The sequence below is a fragment of the Sphingobium sp. MP9-4 genome (genome assembly GCF_005281675.1).
Lineage (GTDB): Bacteria > Pseudomonadota > Alphaproteobacteria > Sphingomonadales > Sphingomonadaceae > Sphingobium > Sphingobium yanoikuyae.
The window spans coordinates 112,349-127,431 of record NZ_LUFI01000082.1 but is presented as its reverse complement, the minus strand read 5'-3'; the positions used below and the strand labels follow the sequence as shown (position 1 = coordinate 127,431).

General features: G+C 64.5%; 20 protein-coding genes. 12 read left to right on the top strand and 8 right to left on the bottom strand.

What is annotated here, in order from left to right; all coding sequences use genetic code 11:
* Window positions 1–162: 162 nt before the first annotated feature.
* Window positions 163–3,105, top strand: a complete 2,943-nt coding sequence (locus A0U87_RS23410; protein ID WP_137406048.1) for a TonB-dependent receptor — start codon at window positions 163–165, stop codon at window positions 3,103–3,105.
* 153 nt (window positions 3,106–3,258) lie between these two features.
* On the opposite strand, the gene A0U87_RS23405 is transcribed toward A0U87_RS23410, so the two are convergent.
* The 7 genes from A0U87_RS23405 to A0U87_RS23375 all read right to left on the bottom strand — a co-directional run bounded on the left by A0U87_RS23405 (window position 3,259) and on the right by A0U87_RS23375 (window position 8,807).
* Window positions 3,259–4,035 carry an IclR family transcriptional regulator gene (locus A0U87_RS23405; protein WP_037508079.1) on the bottom strand — a complete coding sequence of 259 codons (777 nt, stop codon included), beginning with the start codon at window positions 4,033–4,035 and terminating at the stop codon, window positions 3,259–3,261.
* 162 nt (window positions 4,036–4,197) lie between these two features.
* On the bottom strand, window positions 4,198–4,710 hold the full coding sequence (gene pal / locus A0U87_RS23400) for a peptidoglycan-associated lipoprotein Pal (protein ID WP_004209366.1): 513 nt from the start codon (window positions 4,708–4,710) through the stop codon (window positions 4,198–4,200).
* A 119-nt stretch (window positions 4,711–4,829) separates the two neighbouring features.
* Window positions 4,830–6,164 carry a Tol-Pal system beta propeller repeat protein TolB gene (gene tolB / locus A0U87_RS23395; protein ID WP_017500982.1) on the bottom strand — a complete coding sequence of 445 codons (1,335 nt, stop codon included), beginning with the start codon at window positions 6,162–6,164 and terminating at the stop codon, window positions 4,830–4,832.
* A complete protein-coding gene (locus A0U87_RS23390; protein ID WP_048936799.1) occupies window positions 6,161–7,132 on the bottom strand; it encodes a TolA protein in 972 nt (323 codons plus the stop codon). Before A0U87_RS23390 ends, tolB begins: the two co-directional genes overlap by 4 nt.
* Window positions 7,133–7,150: 18 nt before the next feature.
* Window positions 7,151–7,621 (bottom strand): protein TolR, encoded by a 471-nt coding sequence (tolR, locus tag A0U87_RS23385; protein ID WP_004209369.1) that lies wholly within the window; start codon window positions 7,619–7,621, stop codon window positions 7,151–7,153.
* The gene (gene tolQ / locus A0U87_RS23380; protein ID WP_048936798.1) at window positions 7,621–8,340 is read right to left on the bottom strand and encodes a protein TolQ; all 720 of its coding nucleotides are present in this window, start codon (window positions 8,338–8,340) and stop codon (window positions 7,621–7,623) included. The genes tolR and tolQ overlap by 1 nt, the downstream gene beginning before the upstream one ends.
* Complete coding sequence (locus A0U87_RS23375; RefSeq protein ID WP_004209371.1) at window positions 8,337–8,807, bottom strand: YbgC/FadM family acyl-CoA thioesterase; 471 nt, start codon at window positions 8,805–8,807, stop codon at window positions 8,337–8,339. The genes tolQ and A0U87_RS23375 overlap by 4 nt, the downstream gene beginning before the upstream one ends.
* 167 nt (window positions 8,808–8,974) lie before the next feature.
* Here A0U87_RS23375 and A0U87_RS23370 point away from each other — a divergent pair, with 167 nt between their 5' ends.
* Window positions 8,975–9,853 (top strand): 3-hydroxybutyryl-CoA dehydrogenase, encoded by an 879-nt coding sequence (locus A0U87_RS23370; protein ID WP_037508086.1) that lies wholly within the window; start codon window positions 8,975–8,977, stop codon window positions 9,851–9,853.
* 34 nt (window positions 9,854–9,887) lie between these two features.
* On the opposite strand, the gene pspF is transcribed toward A0U87_RS23370, so the two are convergent.
* Window positions 9,888–10,919, bottom strand: coding sequence for a phage shock protein operon transcriptional activator (gene pspF, locus A0U87_RS23365; protein WP_048936796.1), 1,032 nt, complete (start codon window positions 10,917–10,919; stop codon window positions 9,888–9,890).
* A 10-nt stretch (window positions 10,920–10,929) separates the two neighbouring features.
* On the opposite strand from pspF, the gene A0U87_RS23360 reads away from it, so the two are divergent.
* The 10 genes from A0U87_RS23360 (at window position 10,930) to A0U87_RS23315 (ending at window position 15,037) form a co-directional block, all read left to right on the top strand.
* Window positions 10,930–11,280 carry a hypothetical protein gene (locus A0U87_RS23360; protein ID WP_137406047.1) on the top strand — a complete coding sequence of 117 codons (351 nt, stop codon included), beginning with the start codon at window positions 10,930–10,932 and terminating at the stop codon, window positions 11,278–11,280.
* 84 nt (window positions 11,281–11,364) lie between these two features.
* A complete protein-coding gene (pspA, locus tag A0U87_RS23355; RefSeq protein WP_137406046.1) occupies window positions 11,365–12,033 on the top strand; it encodes a phage shock protein PspA in 669 nt (222 codons plus the stop codon).
* Window positions 12,034–12,037: 4 nt separating this feature from the next.
* Window positions 12,038–12,304, top strand: a complete 267-nt coding sequence (gene pspB, locus A0U87_RS23350) for an envelope stress response membrane protein PspB (RefSeq protein ID WP_004209376.1) — start codon at window positions 12,038–12,040, stop codon at window positions 12,302–12,304.
* A gap of 1 nt (window position 12,305) precedes the next feature.
* A complete protein-coding gene (gene pspC / locus A0U87_RS23345; RefSeq protein ID WP_004209378.1) occupies window positions 12,306–12,686 on the top strand; it encodes an envelope stress response membrane protein PspC in 381 nt (126 codons plus the stop codon).
* 43 nt (window positions 12,687–12,729) lie between these two features.
* Window positions 12,730–13,020, top strand: a complete 291-nt coding sequence (locus A0U87_RS23340; protein WP_048936795.1) for a hypothetical protein — start codon at window positions 12,730–12,732, stop codon at window positions 13,018–13,020.
* A gap of 27 nt (window positions 13,021–13,047) precedes the next feature.
* A complete protein-coding gene (locus tag A0U87_RS23335; protein ID WP_004209381.1) occupies window positions 13,048–13,392 on the top strand; it encodes a hypothetical protein in 345 nt (114 codons plus the stop codon).
* Between the two features lie 30 nt (window positions 13,393–13,422).
* Entirely contained in the window at window positions 13,423–13,674 is a 252-nt protein-coding gene (locus A0U87_RS23330; protein ID WP_007708693.1) for a hypothetical protein, read from the top strand.
* A gap of 28 nt (window positions 13,675–13,702) precedes the next feature.
* Window positions 13,703–13,936, top strand: coding sequence for a hypothetical protein (locus tag A0U87_RS23325; protein ID WP_010339237.1), 234 nt, complete (start codon window positions 13,703–13,705; stop codon window positions 13,934–13,936).
* 117 nt (window positions 13,937–14,053) lie between these two features.
* Window positions 14,054–14,488, top strand: coding sequence for a SufE family protein (locus A0U87_RS23320; RefSeq protein ID WP_048936794.1), 435 nt, complete (start codon window positions 14,054–14,056; stop codon window positions 14,486–14,488).
* A gap of 51 nt (window positions 14,489–14,539) precedes the next feature.
* Window positions 14,540–15,037, top strand: a complete 498-nt coding sequence (locus tag A0U87_RS23315; RefSeq protein WP_048936793.1) for a hypothetical protein — start codon at window positions 14,540–14,542, stop codon at window positions 15,035–15,037.
* Window positions 15,038–15,083: the final 46 nt, after the last annotated feature.

Sequence of the window (15,083 nt, the reverse complement as noted above, 5' to 3'; positions counted from 1 at the left end):
CCCTCCCTGCATCCAATGCGATCAGCGTCATGGTGATCCACAGTGTGGAACTTGCGATCATATTATGATTTTTATGGAAATGTCGTGAAATATAATATAGTGTGACACAAAATTTCACATAGTGGGAATGCTGGCGAGGGCCGGCACATTGGGGAGGAAGTCATGATCGAGCATTACAGCCGTATTGCGTCCGCGCGCCGTTCGTCGGTGATCGCGCTGGCCGTCGCCATGATGGCGGGCGCGCCGGCCTTTGCGCAGGACCAGGCGCCGCAGGCACAGCCCGACCAGGAAAATGCCGACATCGTCGTCACCGGCTTCCGCGCCTCGCTCAACAGCGCGCTCAGCATGAAGCGGCAGGAAGCCGCCGCGATCGACTCGATCGTCGCCGAAGATATCGGCAAGTTCCCCGACTCCAACCTTGCCGAATCGATGCAGCGCGTGCCGGGCATCGCGCTCCAGCGCGGCGACGGCGGCGAAGGCCGCAACATCTCGGTCCGCGGCCTTGGCCCGGCCTTCACCCGCACCCGCATCAACGGCATGGAAGGCACGTCGCAGACCGGCTCGTCGGACATTTACGGCGCCGGCAATAATGGCCGCAGCTTCGACTTCAACGTCTTCCCGACCGAAATCTTCTCGGCCCTGTCGGTGCGCAAGACGCCCTCGGCCGATGTCGAGGAAGGTTCGCTCGGCGCGACGGTCGATCTGAGCGCGCCCAAGCCGATGGAGCAGAAGGAGGATTTCGTCCTCTCGATGACCGCGCGCGGCGTCTATAACGAACTGTCCAAGGAGGTCGATCCGCGTGCCTCGCTGCTGGTGTCGAAGAAGTTCGGCGACAGCGGCTTCGGCATCCTCGGTTCGGTCGCCTATCAGAAGCGGCACATCCGCGAAGTCGGCTATTCGGCGGTGGACATCCTGTCGGCCAATACCAATGGCGGTTTCTGCTCGCCGGTCGGCTTCGCGCCGCAGAACCCGGCCGACAATGCCGCCAAGGGCGCCGATGCGCTCAATTGCTCGACCGGCAATCCGCGCACCAGCACCAGCGCCGCCTATCAGGCTATCTATGATCTGCGTCGCGACGACCTGCCCAATACGCCGGGCAGCGGCGCCTTCCTGCCGCGCATTCCGCGCTACCTCAATTCGGAACAGAATCAGGAACGGATTGGCGGGTCGCTGACCCTGCAGTTCAACCCCGACGACGACACCGACATCTCGCTCGACATGCTCTATTCGCGGTTCGAGGTGACCCGGCGCGACAATTATATCGCCGCCATCTCCTTCGCCCGCTCGGCCGCCAATAACGGCCAGCCGATGACGTCCGTGCGCGATATCGAGTTCGACGAGAATGGCTCGCTGGTCCAGGGCGTGTTCGACGGCGTCGACGTCCGTTCCGAAGGGCTGGTCGATCATTTCGTTTCGACCTTCAAGCAGGCCAACCTCAACTTCCGCCGTCGCCTCAACGACAGTCTGGAACTGAGCGGCATCGTCGGCTTCAACCGCTCCATCTGGGACGGCAAGAAGCGTCTCCAGACCTTCATGGATGCGATCGACACCGATGGTTTCTCGATCGACTATAGCAAGGGCGGCACCACCCCGACCTTGGGCTTCGGTATCGACGTCAATGACCCTGCCAGCTTCAACTATGCGCCGGGCCGCGCCGACGGCACCGTGCTGGGCGGCTTCAGCTATCAGGGCAAGCCGTCGAAGAACACCACCGACAACATGACCGCCGACATCAACCTCAAATGGACGGTCAGCGACGCCTTCTCGATCAAGGGCGGCGCGCAATATCGGCGCAGCAATTTCCTCTCGACCTTCCTGCGTCCCTATAATGCCGATACCGTGGTGCGGGCGCTGCCGGCCGGCACGACGCTGGCCGATATCACCACCAACATCACCGGCGTCGACAAGCTGTGGGGCCATGGCGCCCCGTCCAGCTGGGCGGCGATCGATCCCGAGAAATGGGCCGACACCTTCGGCTTCGACGATGTCCGCTATTGCGGCGTCGAATGTGGCGGCGGCCGCAGCCGCGTGCGCGAAGAGGTCATGAGCAGCTATCTCATGGCCAATTTCGATCTCAGCGATGCGATCGGCTTCGGCATTCGCGGTGACGTCGGCGTGCGCTACGTCAAGACCGACATGCTGTCGTCGGGCTATATCGCCGTGGCGCAGGCCAGCTCGCCGACGGGTCTGACCGGCCAGTTCGCGGCCGCCAGCAACAGCTATGATGATTGGCTGCCCTCGGCGAACATCGTCGTCGAGCCGGTCGAGAATGTCCTGGTCCGCTTCTCCGGCGCGAAGGTCATGGCCCGTCCGGAACTCGGCCTGCTGACCCCGACCAGCGGCGTCAATCCGGTCACCCGCGTCGGCAATGTCAACAACCCGTTCCTCGACCCGATCCGGGCCAACACCTTCGACGTCGCGGTCGAATGGTATTTCCGCCCCGGTTCGCTGCTCTCGGCCGCCTTCTTCTACAAGGACATCAAGAGCTTCATCCAGAATGTGAACAGTCAGATCCCGTTCAACCAGCTCGGCTTGCCCAACGCTCTGCTGGAAAACAGCAACACCATGCCGGATGAGCTGTTCACCGTGTCGCAGCCGTTCAACACGCCGGGCGGCAAGCTCAAGGGTATCGAGCTCAATGCCCAGATCCCCTTCACCTTCCTCGACGGCTTCTTCAGCAATTTCGGCGTGCTGGCCAATTACACCCACGTCACGTCGAAGATCGACTATATCCTCGCCAGCGTGAACGGCGTGCCGACCGTGACGACCACGGCGGACCTGGTCGGCCTGTCGCCCAACACCGCGTCGGGCACGCTCTATTATGAGGATGACAAATTCTCGATCCGCACCACCGGCAACTTCCGCGACAAGTTCATCCGCGGCATTCCGGCCTCGCCGGGCAGCGACCTTCAGGGCAATGCCAAGACCTTCTACATGGATGCGTCGGCCAGCTATAATGTCACGGATCGCCTGAAGATCATCGTCGAGGTGCAGAACCTGACCGACGAGCAGAACCGCCTCTATATCGACAGCCAGCGTCAGGACACGCTGTTCGAAACCCGCATTGGCCGCACCTTCACCTTTGGCGTGACCTACCGGATGTAATTTTCCAGTCCTCCCCAAACTTGGAGCCTGATCGTCTGAGGTGGAAGCGCTTCGCGCTTTCACCGAAGACGTGAATCAGGCTCCATTTTTATGTGGCAGGCGCGGTTACCATTGGTGACCGCGCCCATTTTCTTATCCGGTAGATCAGGAAATTCAGCGCTGGCCGCTGAAGCCCACCGCCGCACTGATCTGTTCGGCCGACTTCATCACCTGCTCGGCCAGCGCCGGGCGAACATCGTCGGTCAGATAATGGGCGGCGCTTGCGATCGAGATGGCGACGCAGATCTGCCCCTTGGCATCGCGCACCGGCACGGCGATCGACCGCACGCCATCGCCCAGTTCGCTGTCATGCAGCACTTCGCCGCGCGCCTTGTGGACCCGCATTTCTGCAATATAGGCGTCGATCTGCTTGCGGCTGGCCTCGCCGCCCTTGGCCTCGACATAGAGCCGTTCCCAGGTCGCTTCATCCTCGTCCAGCAGCAGCGCCTTGCCCAGGCCCGTTTCGGCGACCGGACGACGATCGCCCGGCGCGGTCGCGACGCGCAGCCGCTGGTTGCCGGTTACCCGGTCCAGATGGCGCGACCAGTCGCCCTCGCGCTTGCCCACGAACACGCAGAAGCCGGTCTTTTCCGACAGTAATTCCATGAACGGGCGGGCGACGCGGACATAGTCGATCTGCTCGGTGGCCAGCACGCCCAGCTGCAACAGCTTGGGACCGAGCGCGAAGCCGTTGCGCGTCACCGCCAGATAGTCGCGCGATTTCAGCGCCTGCACCAGCCGATGCGCGGTGGTCTTGCTCATGCCCAGCTTGCGGGCCAGATCGGCGGCACGGATCGGCCCGTCGATCACCTCGTCCATGATATCGAGCGCGCGCATCAGCGTCTGCGTGCCCTTAACGCCCTGTTCCTGCTTCTCTTCGCCATCTTGCATATGTTTTTTCGCTTCCTGTTTTCGTCCCATATATAGGGTCGTCCCACATATCGGAAACGAATTTCGCAAAGGCGGAGCGAACATCGCGGCCGGCCCAAAAACATAAGGGCCCGCCGATCGAAATCGGCGGGCCCATAGCCGTCAGATGCGACCCGACGGGGATCAATATTGGACGGTAACGGTCACTGCGCGGCGGTTCTGCGCCCAGCTTGCTTCGTCCGAACCCAGAGCCGCAGGCCGTTCCTTGCCATAGCTCACGGTGTTGATGCGGCTGGGCGAAATGCCCAGCGATGCGAGATAATTTTTGGCCGCATTGGCGCGACGGTCGCCCAGCGCGATATTGTAATCGCGGGTGCCGCGTTCGTCGGCATGGCCCTCGATGGTGATGCGGACATTGGGGTTCTGCTGCAGCCAGGCGGCCTGGCTCTGCAGTGTCGCCTGATCCTCGGCATCGACATCATATTGGTCGAGGCCAAAGAAGATGCGGTCGGACGACACCGACGCGACGAAATCTTCCTGGCTGCCCTTGACCGGGCCGGTCTGGCCAACCGGACCGCCCGTCTGGGTCGTGTCGCTGCCACCCGGCGCCGGCGGCAGTTCGGCCGGCGGCTTCTTCGAACAGGCGGCGAGGGCCAAGACGGCGGTTGCCATGAGCAGGGGCCGGGTGATCTTCATCGGGGTCTCCTAAGGATATCGCCATTCTGCCACCCGGACGGGCAACAGCATGGTTGGTAAAAATCGTTACGCTGTCAAGACGATAGGGTTCCCTATCGCGTCGAAAAGCTGTGGAAAACTTATGGCAGCAACGGACCCCAGGCCGGGTCGGAGCCACTGAGCGGTGTCGGGATGCGCCGTTCGTTCACGCCGGTCAGGTCCACCTGCCACACCTGGCTGCTGCCCTGGCGACCCGGCGTGGTGCGGAAGAATTGCAGCACGCGGCCATTGGGCGACCAGGTCGGCTGCTCGTCCTGCCAGCCATTGGTCAGGATGCGCTCATTGTCGCCGCTCGGCGTCATCACCGCGATCTTGAAATCGCCCGACAGCTTGGTGAAGGCAATGAGGTCGCCGCGCGGGCTCCATTCTGGCGTCGCATAGCGGCCGCCGCCATGGCTGATGCGGCGCTGGTTCGACCCGTCGGCATTCATCACATAGATTTGCTGTCCGCCCGACCGGTCGCTTTCGAACACGATCTGGCGGCCATCGGGCGAATAGGAGCCGCCGACATCGATGCCCGGCGAATTGGTGAGGCGCACCGGCGCGCCGCCCTGGGCGGACACGCGATAGATGTCGGTATTGCCCGACACCGCCATCGAGAACAGGATGTTGCGGCCATCGGGCGACCAGCGCGGCGCGAAGGTCGTGTTGTTGCTTTCGGTCACCAGCCGCTGCTGCCCGGTGCCGATGTCATAGACATAGATCCGCACCCGGCTGCCCAGATAGCTCACATAGACGATCGACTTGTAATCGGGCGAAAAGCGCGGGGTCAGCGCGATCGACTGGCCATTGGTGATGAAGCGGTGGTTGGCGCCATCGGAATCCATGATGGCGAGGCGCTTGACGCGGTTATCCTTGGGGCCGCTCTCGGCGATATAGGCGATCCGGCTGTCGAAGAAGGGGCTCTCGCCCGACAGCCGGGCATAGATGGCGTCGGCGCATTTATGCGCGGCCCGGCGCCAGTCGCGCGGCGCGACGACATAGCCCTGGCGCGTCAATTCCTGCTTCAGCGCCACGTCGTAGAGGTAGCAGCCGACGGTGATGTCCGCCTCGCCGCCGGTGGTGCGGACAAAGCCCTGCACCAGCGCCTGATAGGCGCCCCATTTGTCGTAGACGGGATTGGTCACTTCCGGGAAAGCGAGCGTCGGCATGCCGGCCGGGCCGGACGGATCGAACAGGCCCGATCCCTTGAGGTCGGTGGCGATCACCTCGGCGATCTTGCGGCCCAGTTCATTGGCGGTGCCGGCCGGGGTCGCCACATCCTGCTGCGCCGGCAGGGCGGGCACGGCGATCTTGAGGTTGCTGTCGATATCGCCGGTCACGTCGACCGACAGCTGCGCCAGCGCGGGCATGGCGGTGAAGGCGAGCAGGGCGGCGGTCGCCGCGGCCAGGCGGCGGAGCAGGGTCGTCGTCATCGGGTCAGCCTCGCGTCAAAGCGGAGTGGCCGCAGCCATTTCCATTGTTCATAATATTCGGGCGGCAAATTGCGGAAGGGCGATGCCAGTTTGACCGCCTGGATCGCGCGTTCCGCATGCAGCTTGGCCTGGGGCCGGTTGCTGGCGGTGACGCCCAGCTGGTCGATCACTTCGGGCGTGCCGATCACTGCGCCATTCTTGTCCAGCCGCACTTCCAGCAGGGTCACCAGCTGATCGGCGTCCGCGCCTGACGGCGGGCGCCAGTTGGGCTTGAGCTGCCGGCGGATCTCGGCATCCAGCGCGGCCTTCTGCTGCGGCCCCATGGCGGCGGCCTGCGGTGCGGCGGCGGGTTTACGCGGTGCGTCGGCGCTGGTGTCGATGCCTTTGAGGAAATCATTGCCCAGCAGCGATCCCTTGGGCTTGGCCGCGGCCTTGCCCGATCCCGATGCGGCCGCCGGCTTGGCGGCCTTGGGTGCGGGCTTGGCGCTGGCCTTGGCCGGCGCGGCGGCCGCAGCCTTGGGCTTCTCCGGCGCCGGCTTCGCCTTGGGCTTTTCCGCTGGCTTTTCAGGGGCCGGCTTGGGCTTGGGTGCGGCCTTGGGCGTTTCCTTCTTCGGCGGCGTTGGCTTCGGCTTGGGCGGCGCGGGTTTCGCGACTTCCTTGGGCGGGACCGGCTTTGGCTTGGGCGGCGCCGGGGTCGGCTCGGGCACGGGTGCCGGCTCGGGCTGGGCAGCGGGCGCAGCGTCCTCGGTCGGGCCCTTCTCAGGCGCGACGCTGGGCGGTGGCGGCTCGGTCGAGATGCGCGGCGCGGTCGATTGCAGCGCCACTTCGTCCACCAGGCTGACATCCATCGGCGGGCTGTTCAGCTTCAGCGGATTGGGCGTCGCCAGGAACCCGGCCGACAGCAGGCCGAACAGCAGGACATGTCCTGCCGTCGCAACGCCAAGGCCGATTTTTTCCGCGCGTTCCATCGGTTTGACCTATGGCCCCTATTCTGAACCTGCGCTGACATCGTCGGCGCCGTCCTGCCCGCCGGTGCTGACCAGCGCCACCTTGTTGAGGCCGGCCCGGTTGAGCTCGCCCATCACCCGCATCACCCGGCCATAATCCAGCGCCGTGTCCGCCCGCAGGAAGATCTGCGGCGCATCGGGCTTGCCGGCATTGGCCGACACGATCTCGGCCAGCCGGTCGGGCAGGTCGGCGTCGCTGACCACGTCTTCGTCGACATAGATGGCGCCGTCGCGATCGATCGACACCACGGTCGGCTTGGCATCCTGGTCCAGCCCCTTGGCGCGCGTCTCGGGCAGGTTGACCGGCACGCCGGTCACCAGCAGCGGCGCGGTCACCATGAAGATGATCAGCAGCACCAGCATGACGTCGACCAGCGGCGTCACGTTGATGTCTGCCATCGGCGCGCGATTGCGCCCGCGCCGACCGGACGGAGGACCAGACATCGCCATCAGCGTTGGGCCTCAAGCTCGCGGCTCAGCGTCGCGTAGAAGCCATCGGCAAAGCGGTTGAGGCGCGATTCCATCCGGTTGATGCCATGGCTGAACCGGTTGTAGGCGATCACCGCCGGGATGGCGGCGAACAGGCCGATCGCGGTCGCGAACAAGGCCTCGGCAATGCCCGGCGCCACGACGGCGAGCGAGCTGTTCTGCGCGGCGGCGATCGAGGTGAAGGCGCGCATGATGCCCCACACGGTGCCGAACAGGCCGACGAACGGTGCGACCGAACCGACCGTCGCCAGGATGTTCAGCCGGTCCGACAGCCGGTCGACCTCGGCCGCGATCGTGCTCGACATGCTGGTGGCCAGCCGGTCGCGCGTGCCGTCGCGGTCGATCACCTTCTGCGCGGTGGAGCGGCGCCATTCGGTGACGCCGGCGGCCATCACCTTGGCGGCCGGGAATTCGGCCTTGCCGCGGGCTTCATAGAAACGGTCGATATCGTCCGCCTTCCAGAAATCCGCCTCGAACGCGCGGCTCTGCTTGCTCGCCTTGCGCAGGGTGAAGCTGAAGCCGATGATGATCGCCCAGGTCCAGATGCTGGCCAGCAACAGGCCCAGCATCACCCCCTTCACGACGATGTCGGCCTGCAGGAACAGGGCGAGCGGCGAAATGGTGGCGGCGTCGGCTGCGGCGCCAACGGCGGTGCCGACGTCAGGCATGGACAGGTTCATGGGTGGATGTCTTCCCCTCGCATCAAACGGCTGAAAATCTCGATCCAGGGGCGCGGCTGGCGCTGCGGTCGTCCCTGGGGTGTCAGATAGGCGACGGTGATGACGCCGTCGGTCAATATGTCCTCGCCGCGCATGACTCTTTGCTGAATGACGCAGCTGGCGGCCCGCACCTCCATCACCTGGCTGACGACCATCAGGTCATCGTCCAGCCGGGCGGGACGGCGATAGGCGAGTTTCAGGTCGGTGACGGCATAGACGCCTTCGCCGCCTTCATGATTGGCGCGCTGGTCGATGCCGGCGATGCGCAGCATGTCGGACCGGGCGCGCTCCATATAGCGCAGATAATTGGCGTGATAGACCAGCCCCGACAGGTCCGTATCCTCGAAATAGATGCGCAGCGGGAAATGATGCACGGCGGCGATGAACCGTCCGGATGCGGGCGCTGGCAGGGGATCGGCAAGGGGCATGGGCGGCTATTAAGCATGGCGTGCGGTTCGCGCAAAGGCGGAAAATAGCGCGGGCGAACCATCCATCCGTCGCGATGGCCCGTTCGCCGCCCGCGAAGGGGCTTGGCGCGCGGCCTTACTTGTCGGTAGGGGTGACTGGAACGAACATTTGGTGAGGAGAATGGGACATGACCGACATCAAGACCGTGGGCGTGATCGGCGCCGGCCAGATGGGGGCGGGCATTGCCCAGGTCGCCGCCCAGGCCGGCTATGACGTGATCCTGTCCGACATCGACCTGCCCCGCGCCGAAAAGGGCAAGGCCGGCATCGCCAAGCTGCTGGCCCGCGCGGTCGAGAAGGAAAAGATCAGCCAGGCCGACGCCGATGCCGCCCTTGCCCGCATCACCCCGGTCGGCGAGATCGCGCCGCTCGCCGGCGCCCAGCTGGTGATCGAGGCCGCGACCGAGCGCGAAGAGGTCAAGCGCACCATCTTCACCAATGTCGGCAAGATCCTGGCGCCCGACGCCATCCTTGCCACCAACACCTCGTCCATCCCGATCACCCGCCTCGCCCAGGCCGCGCCCGATGCCAGCCGCTTCGTCGGCGTCCATTTCTTCAATCCGGTGCCGGTGATGGTGCTGGTCGAGGTCATTCGCGGCCTCGCCACGTCGCCCGAAACGGTCGCCGCGGTCGAGGGGTTCGCCGCGAAGATCGGCAAGACCACGGTCCATGCCTTCGACGCGCCGGGCTTCGTGGTGAACCGCATCCTGCTGCCGATGCTGAACGAGGCGGTGTTCGTGCTGGGTGAGGGCGTCGGCAGCGTCACCGATATCGATCAGGGCTGCAAGCTCGGCCTCAACCATCCGATGGGGCCGCTGACCCTGCTCGATTTCGTCGGCCTCGACACCGCCCTCGAAATCCTCAACGTCTTCCTCACCACCACCGGCGACCCCAAATATCGCCCGGCGCCGCTGCTGGTCAAATATGTCGAGGCCGGCTGGTATGGCCGCAAGACCGGCAGGGGCTTCTATGATTATTCGGGCCCGGAACCCGTCCCGACCCGTTAAAAAAAACTATCCGGTGGGGCGGCCTCGTGCCGCCCTATCCCGCGCTCAGCCCATGTTTCTTCATGCAATGGCGCAACTGGTCATAGGTCAGGCCCAGCCCCTTGGCGGTCGCCCGCTGATTATAGCGGAACCGCTCCAGCGCCGCCCGCACGATCGCCGCCTCATGCGCGTCGACCGCCGATTTGAGATCGGTGACATCGCCATGCCCGTTCATCACCGATGCAGCCGCAGGTGCCGGTGCCGCATTTTCCGCTGACGGCGCGGCGGCTCCCGGCATCAGCGGGCGCGGTTTCCAGGGCGAGGCGAAGGGGTCGAACACAATGGACGAGATCGGCCGCCCCGGCTCGGGCCAGCGATAGACTGCCCGCTCCACCACATTGCGCAGTTCGCGCACATTGCCCGGCCAGCCATGGCCTTCCAGCTCGGCTGCGCAGGCGGCGGAAAAACCCGGCCATTGCGGCCAGTTGAGTTCCGCTGCCATGCGCCGGCCGAAATGGTCGGCCAATACCGTTATGTCGCCTTCGCGCGCGCGCAGCGGCGGCAGGGTGATGACCTCGAAGCTCAGCCGGTCGAGCAGATCGGGGCGGAAGCGCCCGGCATCGGCGGCGGCGGGCAGATCCTCGTTGGTGGCGGCCACGATGCGGACATCGACCATCACCGGCCGCGACGATCCGATCCGCGTCACTTCGCCATATTCGATCACGCGCAGCAGCCGTTCCTGCGCCGCCATCGACAAGGTGCCCAGTTCGTCCAGGAACAGGGTGCCGCCATCGGCCTCCTCGAACCGGCCCGGCCGCGCCTTGGTCGCGCCGGTGAAGGCGCCCTGTTCATGGCCGAACAATTCCGCCTCGATCAGCGTCTCGGGCAGGGCAGCGCAGTTCATCACGATCAGCGGCTCGCCCCAGCGTGGCGACAGATGATGCAGGCGCTCGGCAATCAGCTCCTTGCCGGTGCCGCGTTCGCCGATCACCAGCACCGGGCGATTGAGTTCGGCGGCCCGCCCGGCCAGTTCGACGGCGTCGAGAAAGGCCAGCGACTGGCCGACAAACTGGGTATTTTTCTCCATGCGCCAAAATATGGGGAAATTTCCCAACTTTCAGCAAGTGAAATCTTTGCGCAGCCGTGCCAAATCATCAAAAAACGGCTGTTTTCTGCGCTTTTCAAAAATTGGCACGGCCTCTGCAATGTTGGGAACGAAGCCGCTGCACAGACAGGCGGCACCTTTAGAAGGCCAGGTTCAAGGAGTGTTGAAGATGGAAAAGAACAGCAACAGCGTTCGCGAAATCGGTCAACTGATGTCGGTCGCCATTGCCGCCGTCCTGTTCGGATCGACCATGATCCTTTCGGCGGTCGGCCCGGCCCGCGCCAGCGAAGCCCCGGTCCTCGCGACCCAGGATACCCCCGCGACCCTGCGCTATCTGGCGTAAGGCCGCACGACCCAGGCCGGGGCGGAAATGCCCCCTCTCGTCCGCCCCGGCCCCCTTGAAGAGAAGACCAGGAGCACCGTTAAAATGGGTATTTTCTCCCGCACCCGAGACATCATCGCCGCCAATGTCACCGACCTGCTCGACAAGGCCGAAGACCCGGCGAAGATGATCCGCATGATCATCCTCGAAATGGAGGAGACGCTGGTCGAGGTGCGCGCGTCCGCCGCCCGCACGATCGCCGATCAGAAGGAAATGCGTCGCCACATCGGCAAGCTGCAGGCGCTGCAGGATGGCTGGACCGAAAAGGCGCAGCTTGCCCTCAGCAAGGACCGCGAGGACCTCGCCAAGGCTGCCCTGGTCGAACGCCAGAAGGCCGCCGACATGGCCGAGCATCTCTCCCACGAGATCGAGGGGCTGGACGAGGCGCTGAAGGCGTCGGAAGAGGATATCGCCAAGCTGCAGGGCAAGCTGCGCGAGGCGCGTGCCCGCCAGAACAGCCTGGTCAGCCGCATGGAAAGCGCGCAGAACCGCCTGCGGGTGCGTGAAGCCTATGCCGGCGAGAAGGTCAACGAAGCCTTTGCCCGCTTCGACATGCTCGAACGCCGCGTCGACATGGCCGAAGGCCGCGCCGATGCCATGGGCCTGGGCGCGCAGCCCAAGACGCTGGAAGAGGAAATCGCGGAGCTGAAGTCGGCCGACAAGGTCGATGCCGATCTCGCCGCGCTCAAGGCCAGCATGAACAAGGGAGCCTGATCCCATGGAAGACGTCTTCTTGCCTATCATGGTCTGCGGCATGCTGTTCATCGGCATGCCCTGGCTGATCTTCCACTATGTCACCAAGTGGAAGCAGGCGCCCAAGATCACCGACGAGGATGAGCGGCTGCTGGATGAACTCCACCTGCTCGCCCGCCGTCTCGAAGACAGGCTGCAGACGGTCGAACGGATCGTCGCAGCCGACAATCCCGACTTCCGCCCGCAACGTCCGGCACAGGACGATAATTACGACTTCGACCGGAGGAACTGACATGAGCGCCCGCCGCACCAAATTCTATCTCGACAAGCAGAATGGCAAGTGGATGGGCGTGTGCTCCGGCATCGCCGACTATACCGGGATCGACGTGGTCTGGGTCCGGGTCGGCGCGGTGCTGGTGACCCTCATGGGCGCCTTCCCCTGGACGCTGATCGCCTATTTCGCCGCCGCCTATTTCGCCGATGCCAAGCCCCAGGGCCTTTATTCGGATCGGGACGACGAGAAATTCTGGCAGGGCGTGCGCACCAATCCGGCGCGCTCCACCCGCGACGTCCGCTCCAAGTTCCGCGACATCGACCGCCGCCTCGCCGACATCGAGGTCTATTATACCAGCCGCAACACGCGCCTCGCCGACGAGATCGACAGCCTGCGCTGAGACATCGCCAGGACAGGGCAGCAATAACGGGGAGTTCAAGGCCATGAATTTCGCAGGACCGACCTTCGTTCTGGCCATCATCGCCATGTCGACGCTGGGCTGGATGTTCACCACCTGGGTCCGTGCCCGGCACGGCTATCCGGTTGAAAATGAATGGACCGGCACCGTTCATCGAACAGATCCCGACGCCGGTCGAAAAATCGAACTACTTTCAAGTGAAAACGAAAAGCTGACTGGCCGCATCAGCCGCCTCGAAGAACGCATCGCAGTCCTCGAACGGATCGCTACCGATCCCGCCGCCCGGACCGCGCGCGACATCGACGCGCTGCGCTGACGCTGGCCGGCAAGGGGAGTAAAGGACATGAACAAGACCGACATGGTAGACGCCTTCGTCATGCCCAACCTGCCGTGGATCATCGGCGGCGGGCTTCTGATCGGGGCAATGGCGATCGGCGGGTGGATCTTCACCACCTGGCTGCGCGTCCGCAACGGCTATCCGCTGGAAAATAGCTGGGGCAAGGCGGTCTATCCGCAGAAGAATGAGGAACTGGTCGAGCGCATCAAGCTGATCAGCCAGGAAAATGCCCAGCTGCGCGCCGAAATCGGCTCGATGAAGGACCGGCTCGCCGTGGTCGAGCGGATCGTCACCGACGAAAGCCATCAGCTCAATCGCGAAATCGAGCGGCTGCGCGGCCCGGCGAACTGATCGCCCCGCGCGCCTCAAGGGAGGACAAACATGAATCCGTTTGAAATGGTCGTCGCCATCGTCGCGATCACCGCCATCGCCAGCGTCGTCCGCGCCAAATATGGCGTCGTGCGCCGCCACAAGGGCGAGGATTTCATCCAGCGCGGTCCCGATCCGGAGGCCGAACGCCTCCGCGCCGAAGTGAAGGCGCTCAAGGACCGGGTTGCCGTATTGGAACGGCTCGCCACCGACAGTTCGACCGCGCTGGAGCGCGAATTCGAGAAGCTCAAGGACCGCGACTGATCGCGGCAAAGGACACAGGGAGGACATCATGCAGGATCCCCTCTTCTACCTCACCATGGCCACCGCCGGCCTCGCCGGCCTCACCATCGTCGCCTTCGCGTCGCTGCGCGGCTGGAACGGCTGGCTCGACCTCAAGCGCGCGGAATTGAGCCGCCGCAGCGAGGAAGCCGCGCCGCCCTCGGCCGCCGCCCGGATCGAGGTCGCCGACCTCAAGGAACGCATCCGCAAGCTCGAAGCCATCGCCGCCGGCGTCGATCTGTAACGGCCCTTCTCCGTTCGCCCTGAGCGAAGTCGAAGGGCCAGGCTGAGCCAGGGGCGAAGCCGCGTCCCTCCGCTTGGGGACCGGTTTCGGGCTTTCCCGCACCGCTTTTCCCCCTATATGGGCGGCATGACCGATCAGCCCGCCCCGATGCCCGTTCTGGCCGACCTCCAGGAAGAATATGAATTTCTCGACGCCGATGATCGCTATCGCCTGTTGATCGATCTCGGCCGGGGGCTGGAGGATATGCCCGACGCGCTCAAGACCGATATGACGCTGGTGCGGGGCTGTTCGGCGGCGGTCTGGGTCTATCCCACGGTGCTGGATGACGGCCGGCTCCATTTTCTCGCCGACAGCAATGCCGCCATCACCAAGGGGATCATCGCGCTGGTGCTGCTGACCGTGCAGGATCGCGCCCCAACAGAGATCGGCGCGACCGATATCGAGGGCGCGCTGGCTCCTTTCGACCTCAAGAACCAGCTCAGCTCCAACCGCACCCAGGGCATTCCCAACATGATCGCCCTGATCCGCGAGACCGCGGCCCGCTACGCCTGACGGAAACTCCCGCGCATCCCCGCGTTCTTGCCTGACAAGGAGAATGCGACAATGCGCCATATCATGCCCCTCGCCATGCTCGGCCTGCTGGCCGCCTGTTCGGGCGGGGACAAGAAGGAACCGACCCAGCGCGATCAGATCGGCCAGGTCTGGAAATATGAAACCGCCGGCGCCGGCCAGAAGGTCGCCTATATCGGCAGCGCCAACAGCGTGCAGACCATGACCGCCGCCGACACCTTCTCGGTGCTGATGGTCCAGCCCATGTCCAACGGCGAAAAGACGGTGACGGTGAAGCTGGTCGGCGCGCCCTTCCAGTGCGACCTGTCCGACTGCGCGGTCGATGCCACCACCGATGACGGCAAGGCCCATCGCTGGAAGGGCCGCATGACCGAAGCGAAGGACGGGATCGAGATCATGCCTTCGCAAAATGCCTATGAGGCGATCGCCAAGGCGAAGAGCCTGAAGGTTGACCTCGCCGTCGGCCCCAAGGATCAGCGCTTCCCGTTCGAATTCAACGTCGCCGGGCTCGACCTCAAGAAGGGCGCCTGACGCGCGACTGGCGAGCGCGACGCTGCGCTCGCCATGATTGCCTGCC

Coding starts and splice junctions, on each gene's coding strand:
- A0U87_RS23410 (WP_137406048.1), top strand. CDS start 163: ATGATCGAGCATTACAGCCGTATTGCGTCCGCGCGCCGTTCGTCGGTG.
- A0U87_RS23405 (WP_037508079.1), bottom strand. CDS start 4,035: ATGCAAGATGGCGAAGAGAAGCAGGAACAGGGCGTTAAGGGCACGCAG.
- pal (WP_004209366.1), bottom strand. CDS start 4,710: ATGAAGATCACCCGGCCCCTGCTCATGGCAACCGCCGTCTTGGCCCTC.
- tolB (WP_017500982.1), bottom strand. CDS start 6,164: ATGACGACGACCCTGCTCCGCCGCCTGGCCGCGGCGACCGCCGCCCTG.
- A0U87_RS23390 (WP_048936799.1), bottom strand. CDS start 7,132: ATGGAACGCGCGGAAAAAATCGGCCTTGGCGTTGCGACGGCAGGACAT.
- tolR (WP_004209369.1), bottom strand. CDS start 7,621: ATGGCGATGTCTGGTCCTCCGTCCGGTCGGCGCGGGCGCAATCGCGCG.
- tolQ (WP_048936798.1), bottom strand. CDS start 8,340: ATGAACCTGTCCATGCCTGACGTCGGCACCGCCGTTGGCGCCGCAGCC.
- A0U87_RS23375 (WP_004209371.1), bottom strand. CDS start 8,807: ATGCCCCTTGCCGATCCCCTGCCAGCGCCCGCATCCGGACGGTTCATC.
- A0U87_RS23370 (WP_037508086.1), top strand. CDS start 8,975: ATGACCGACATCAAGACCGTGGGCGTGATCGGCGCCGGCCAGATGGGG.
- pspF (WP_048936796.1), bottom strand. CDS start 10,919: ATGGAGAAAAATACCCAGTTTGTCGGCCAGTCGCTGGCCTTTCTCGAC.
- A0U87_RS23360 (WP_137406047.1), top strand. CDS start 10,930: ATGGGGAAATTTCCCAACTTTCAGCAAGTGAAATCTTTGCGCAGCCGT.
- pspA (WP_137406046.1), top strand. CDS start 11,365: ATGGGTATTTTCTCCCGCACCCGAGACATCATCGCCGCCAATGTCACC.
- pspB (WP_004209376.1), top strand. CDS start 12,038: ATGGAAGACGTCTTCTTGCCTATCATGGTCTGCGGCATGCTGTTCATC.
- pspC (WP_004209378.1), top strand. CDS start 12,306: ATGAGCGCCCGCCGCACCAAATTCTATCTCGACAAGCAGAATGGCAAG.
- A0U87_RS23340 (WP_048936795.1), top strand. CDS start 12,730: ATGAATTTCGCAGGACCGACCTTCGTTCTGGCCATCATCGCCATGTCG.
- A0U87_RS23335 (WP_004209381.1), top strand. CDS start 13,048: ATGAACAAGACCGACATGGTAGACGCCTTCGTCATGCCCAACCTGCCG.
- A0U87_RS23330 (WP_007708693.1), top strand. CDS start 13,423: ATGAATCCGTTTGAAATGGTCGTCGCCATCGTCGCGATCACCGCCATC.
- A0U87_RS23325 (WP_010339237.1), top strand. CDS start 13,703: ATGCAGGATCCCCTCTTCTACCTCACCATGGCCACCGCCGGCCTCGCC.
- A0U87_RS23320 (WP_048936794.1), top strand. CDS start 14,054: ATGGGCGGCATGACCGATCAGCCCGCCCCGATGCCCGTTCTGGCCGAC.
- A0U87_RS23315 (WP_048936793.1), top strand. CDS start 14,540: ATGCGCCATATCATGCCCCTCGCCATGCTCGGCCTGCTGGCCGCCTGT.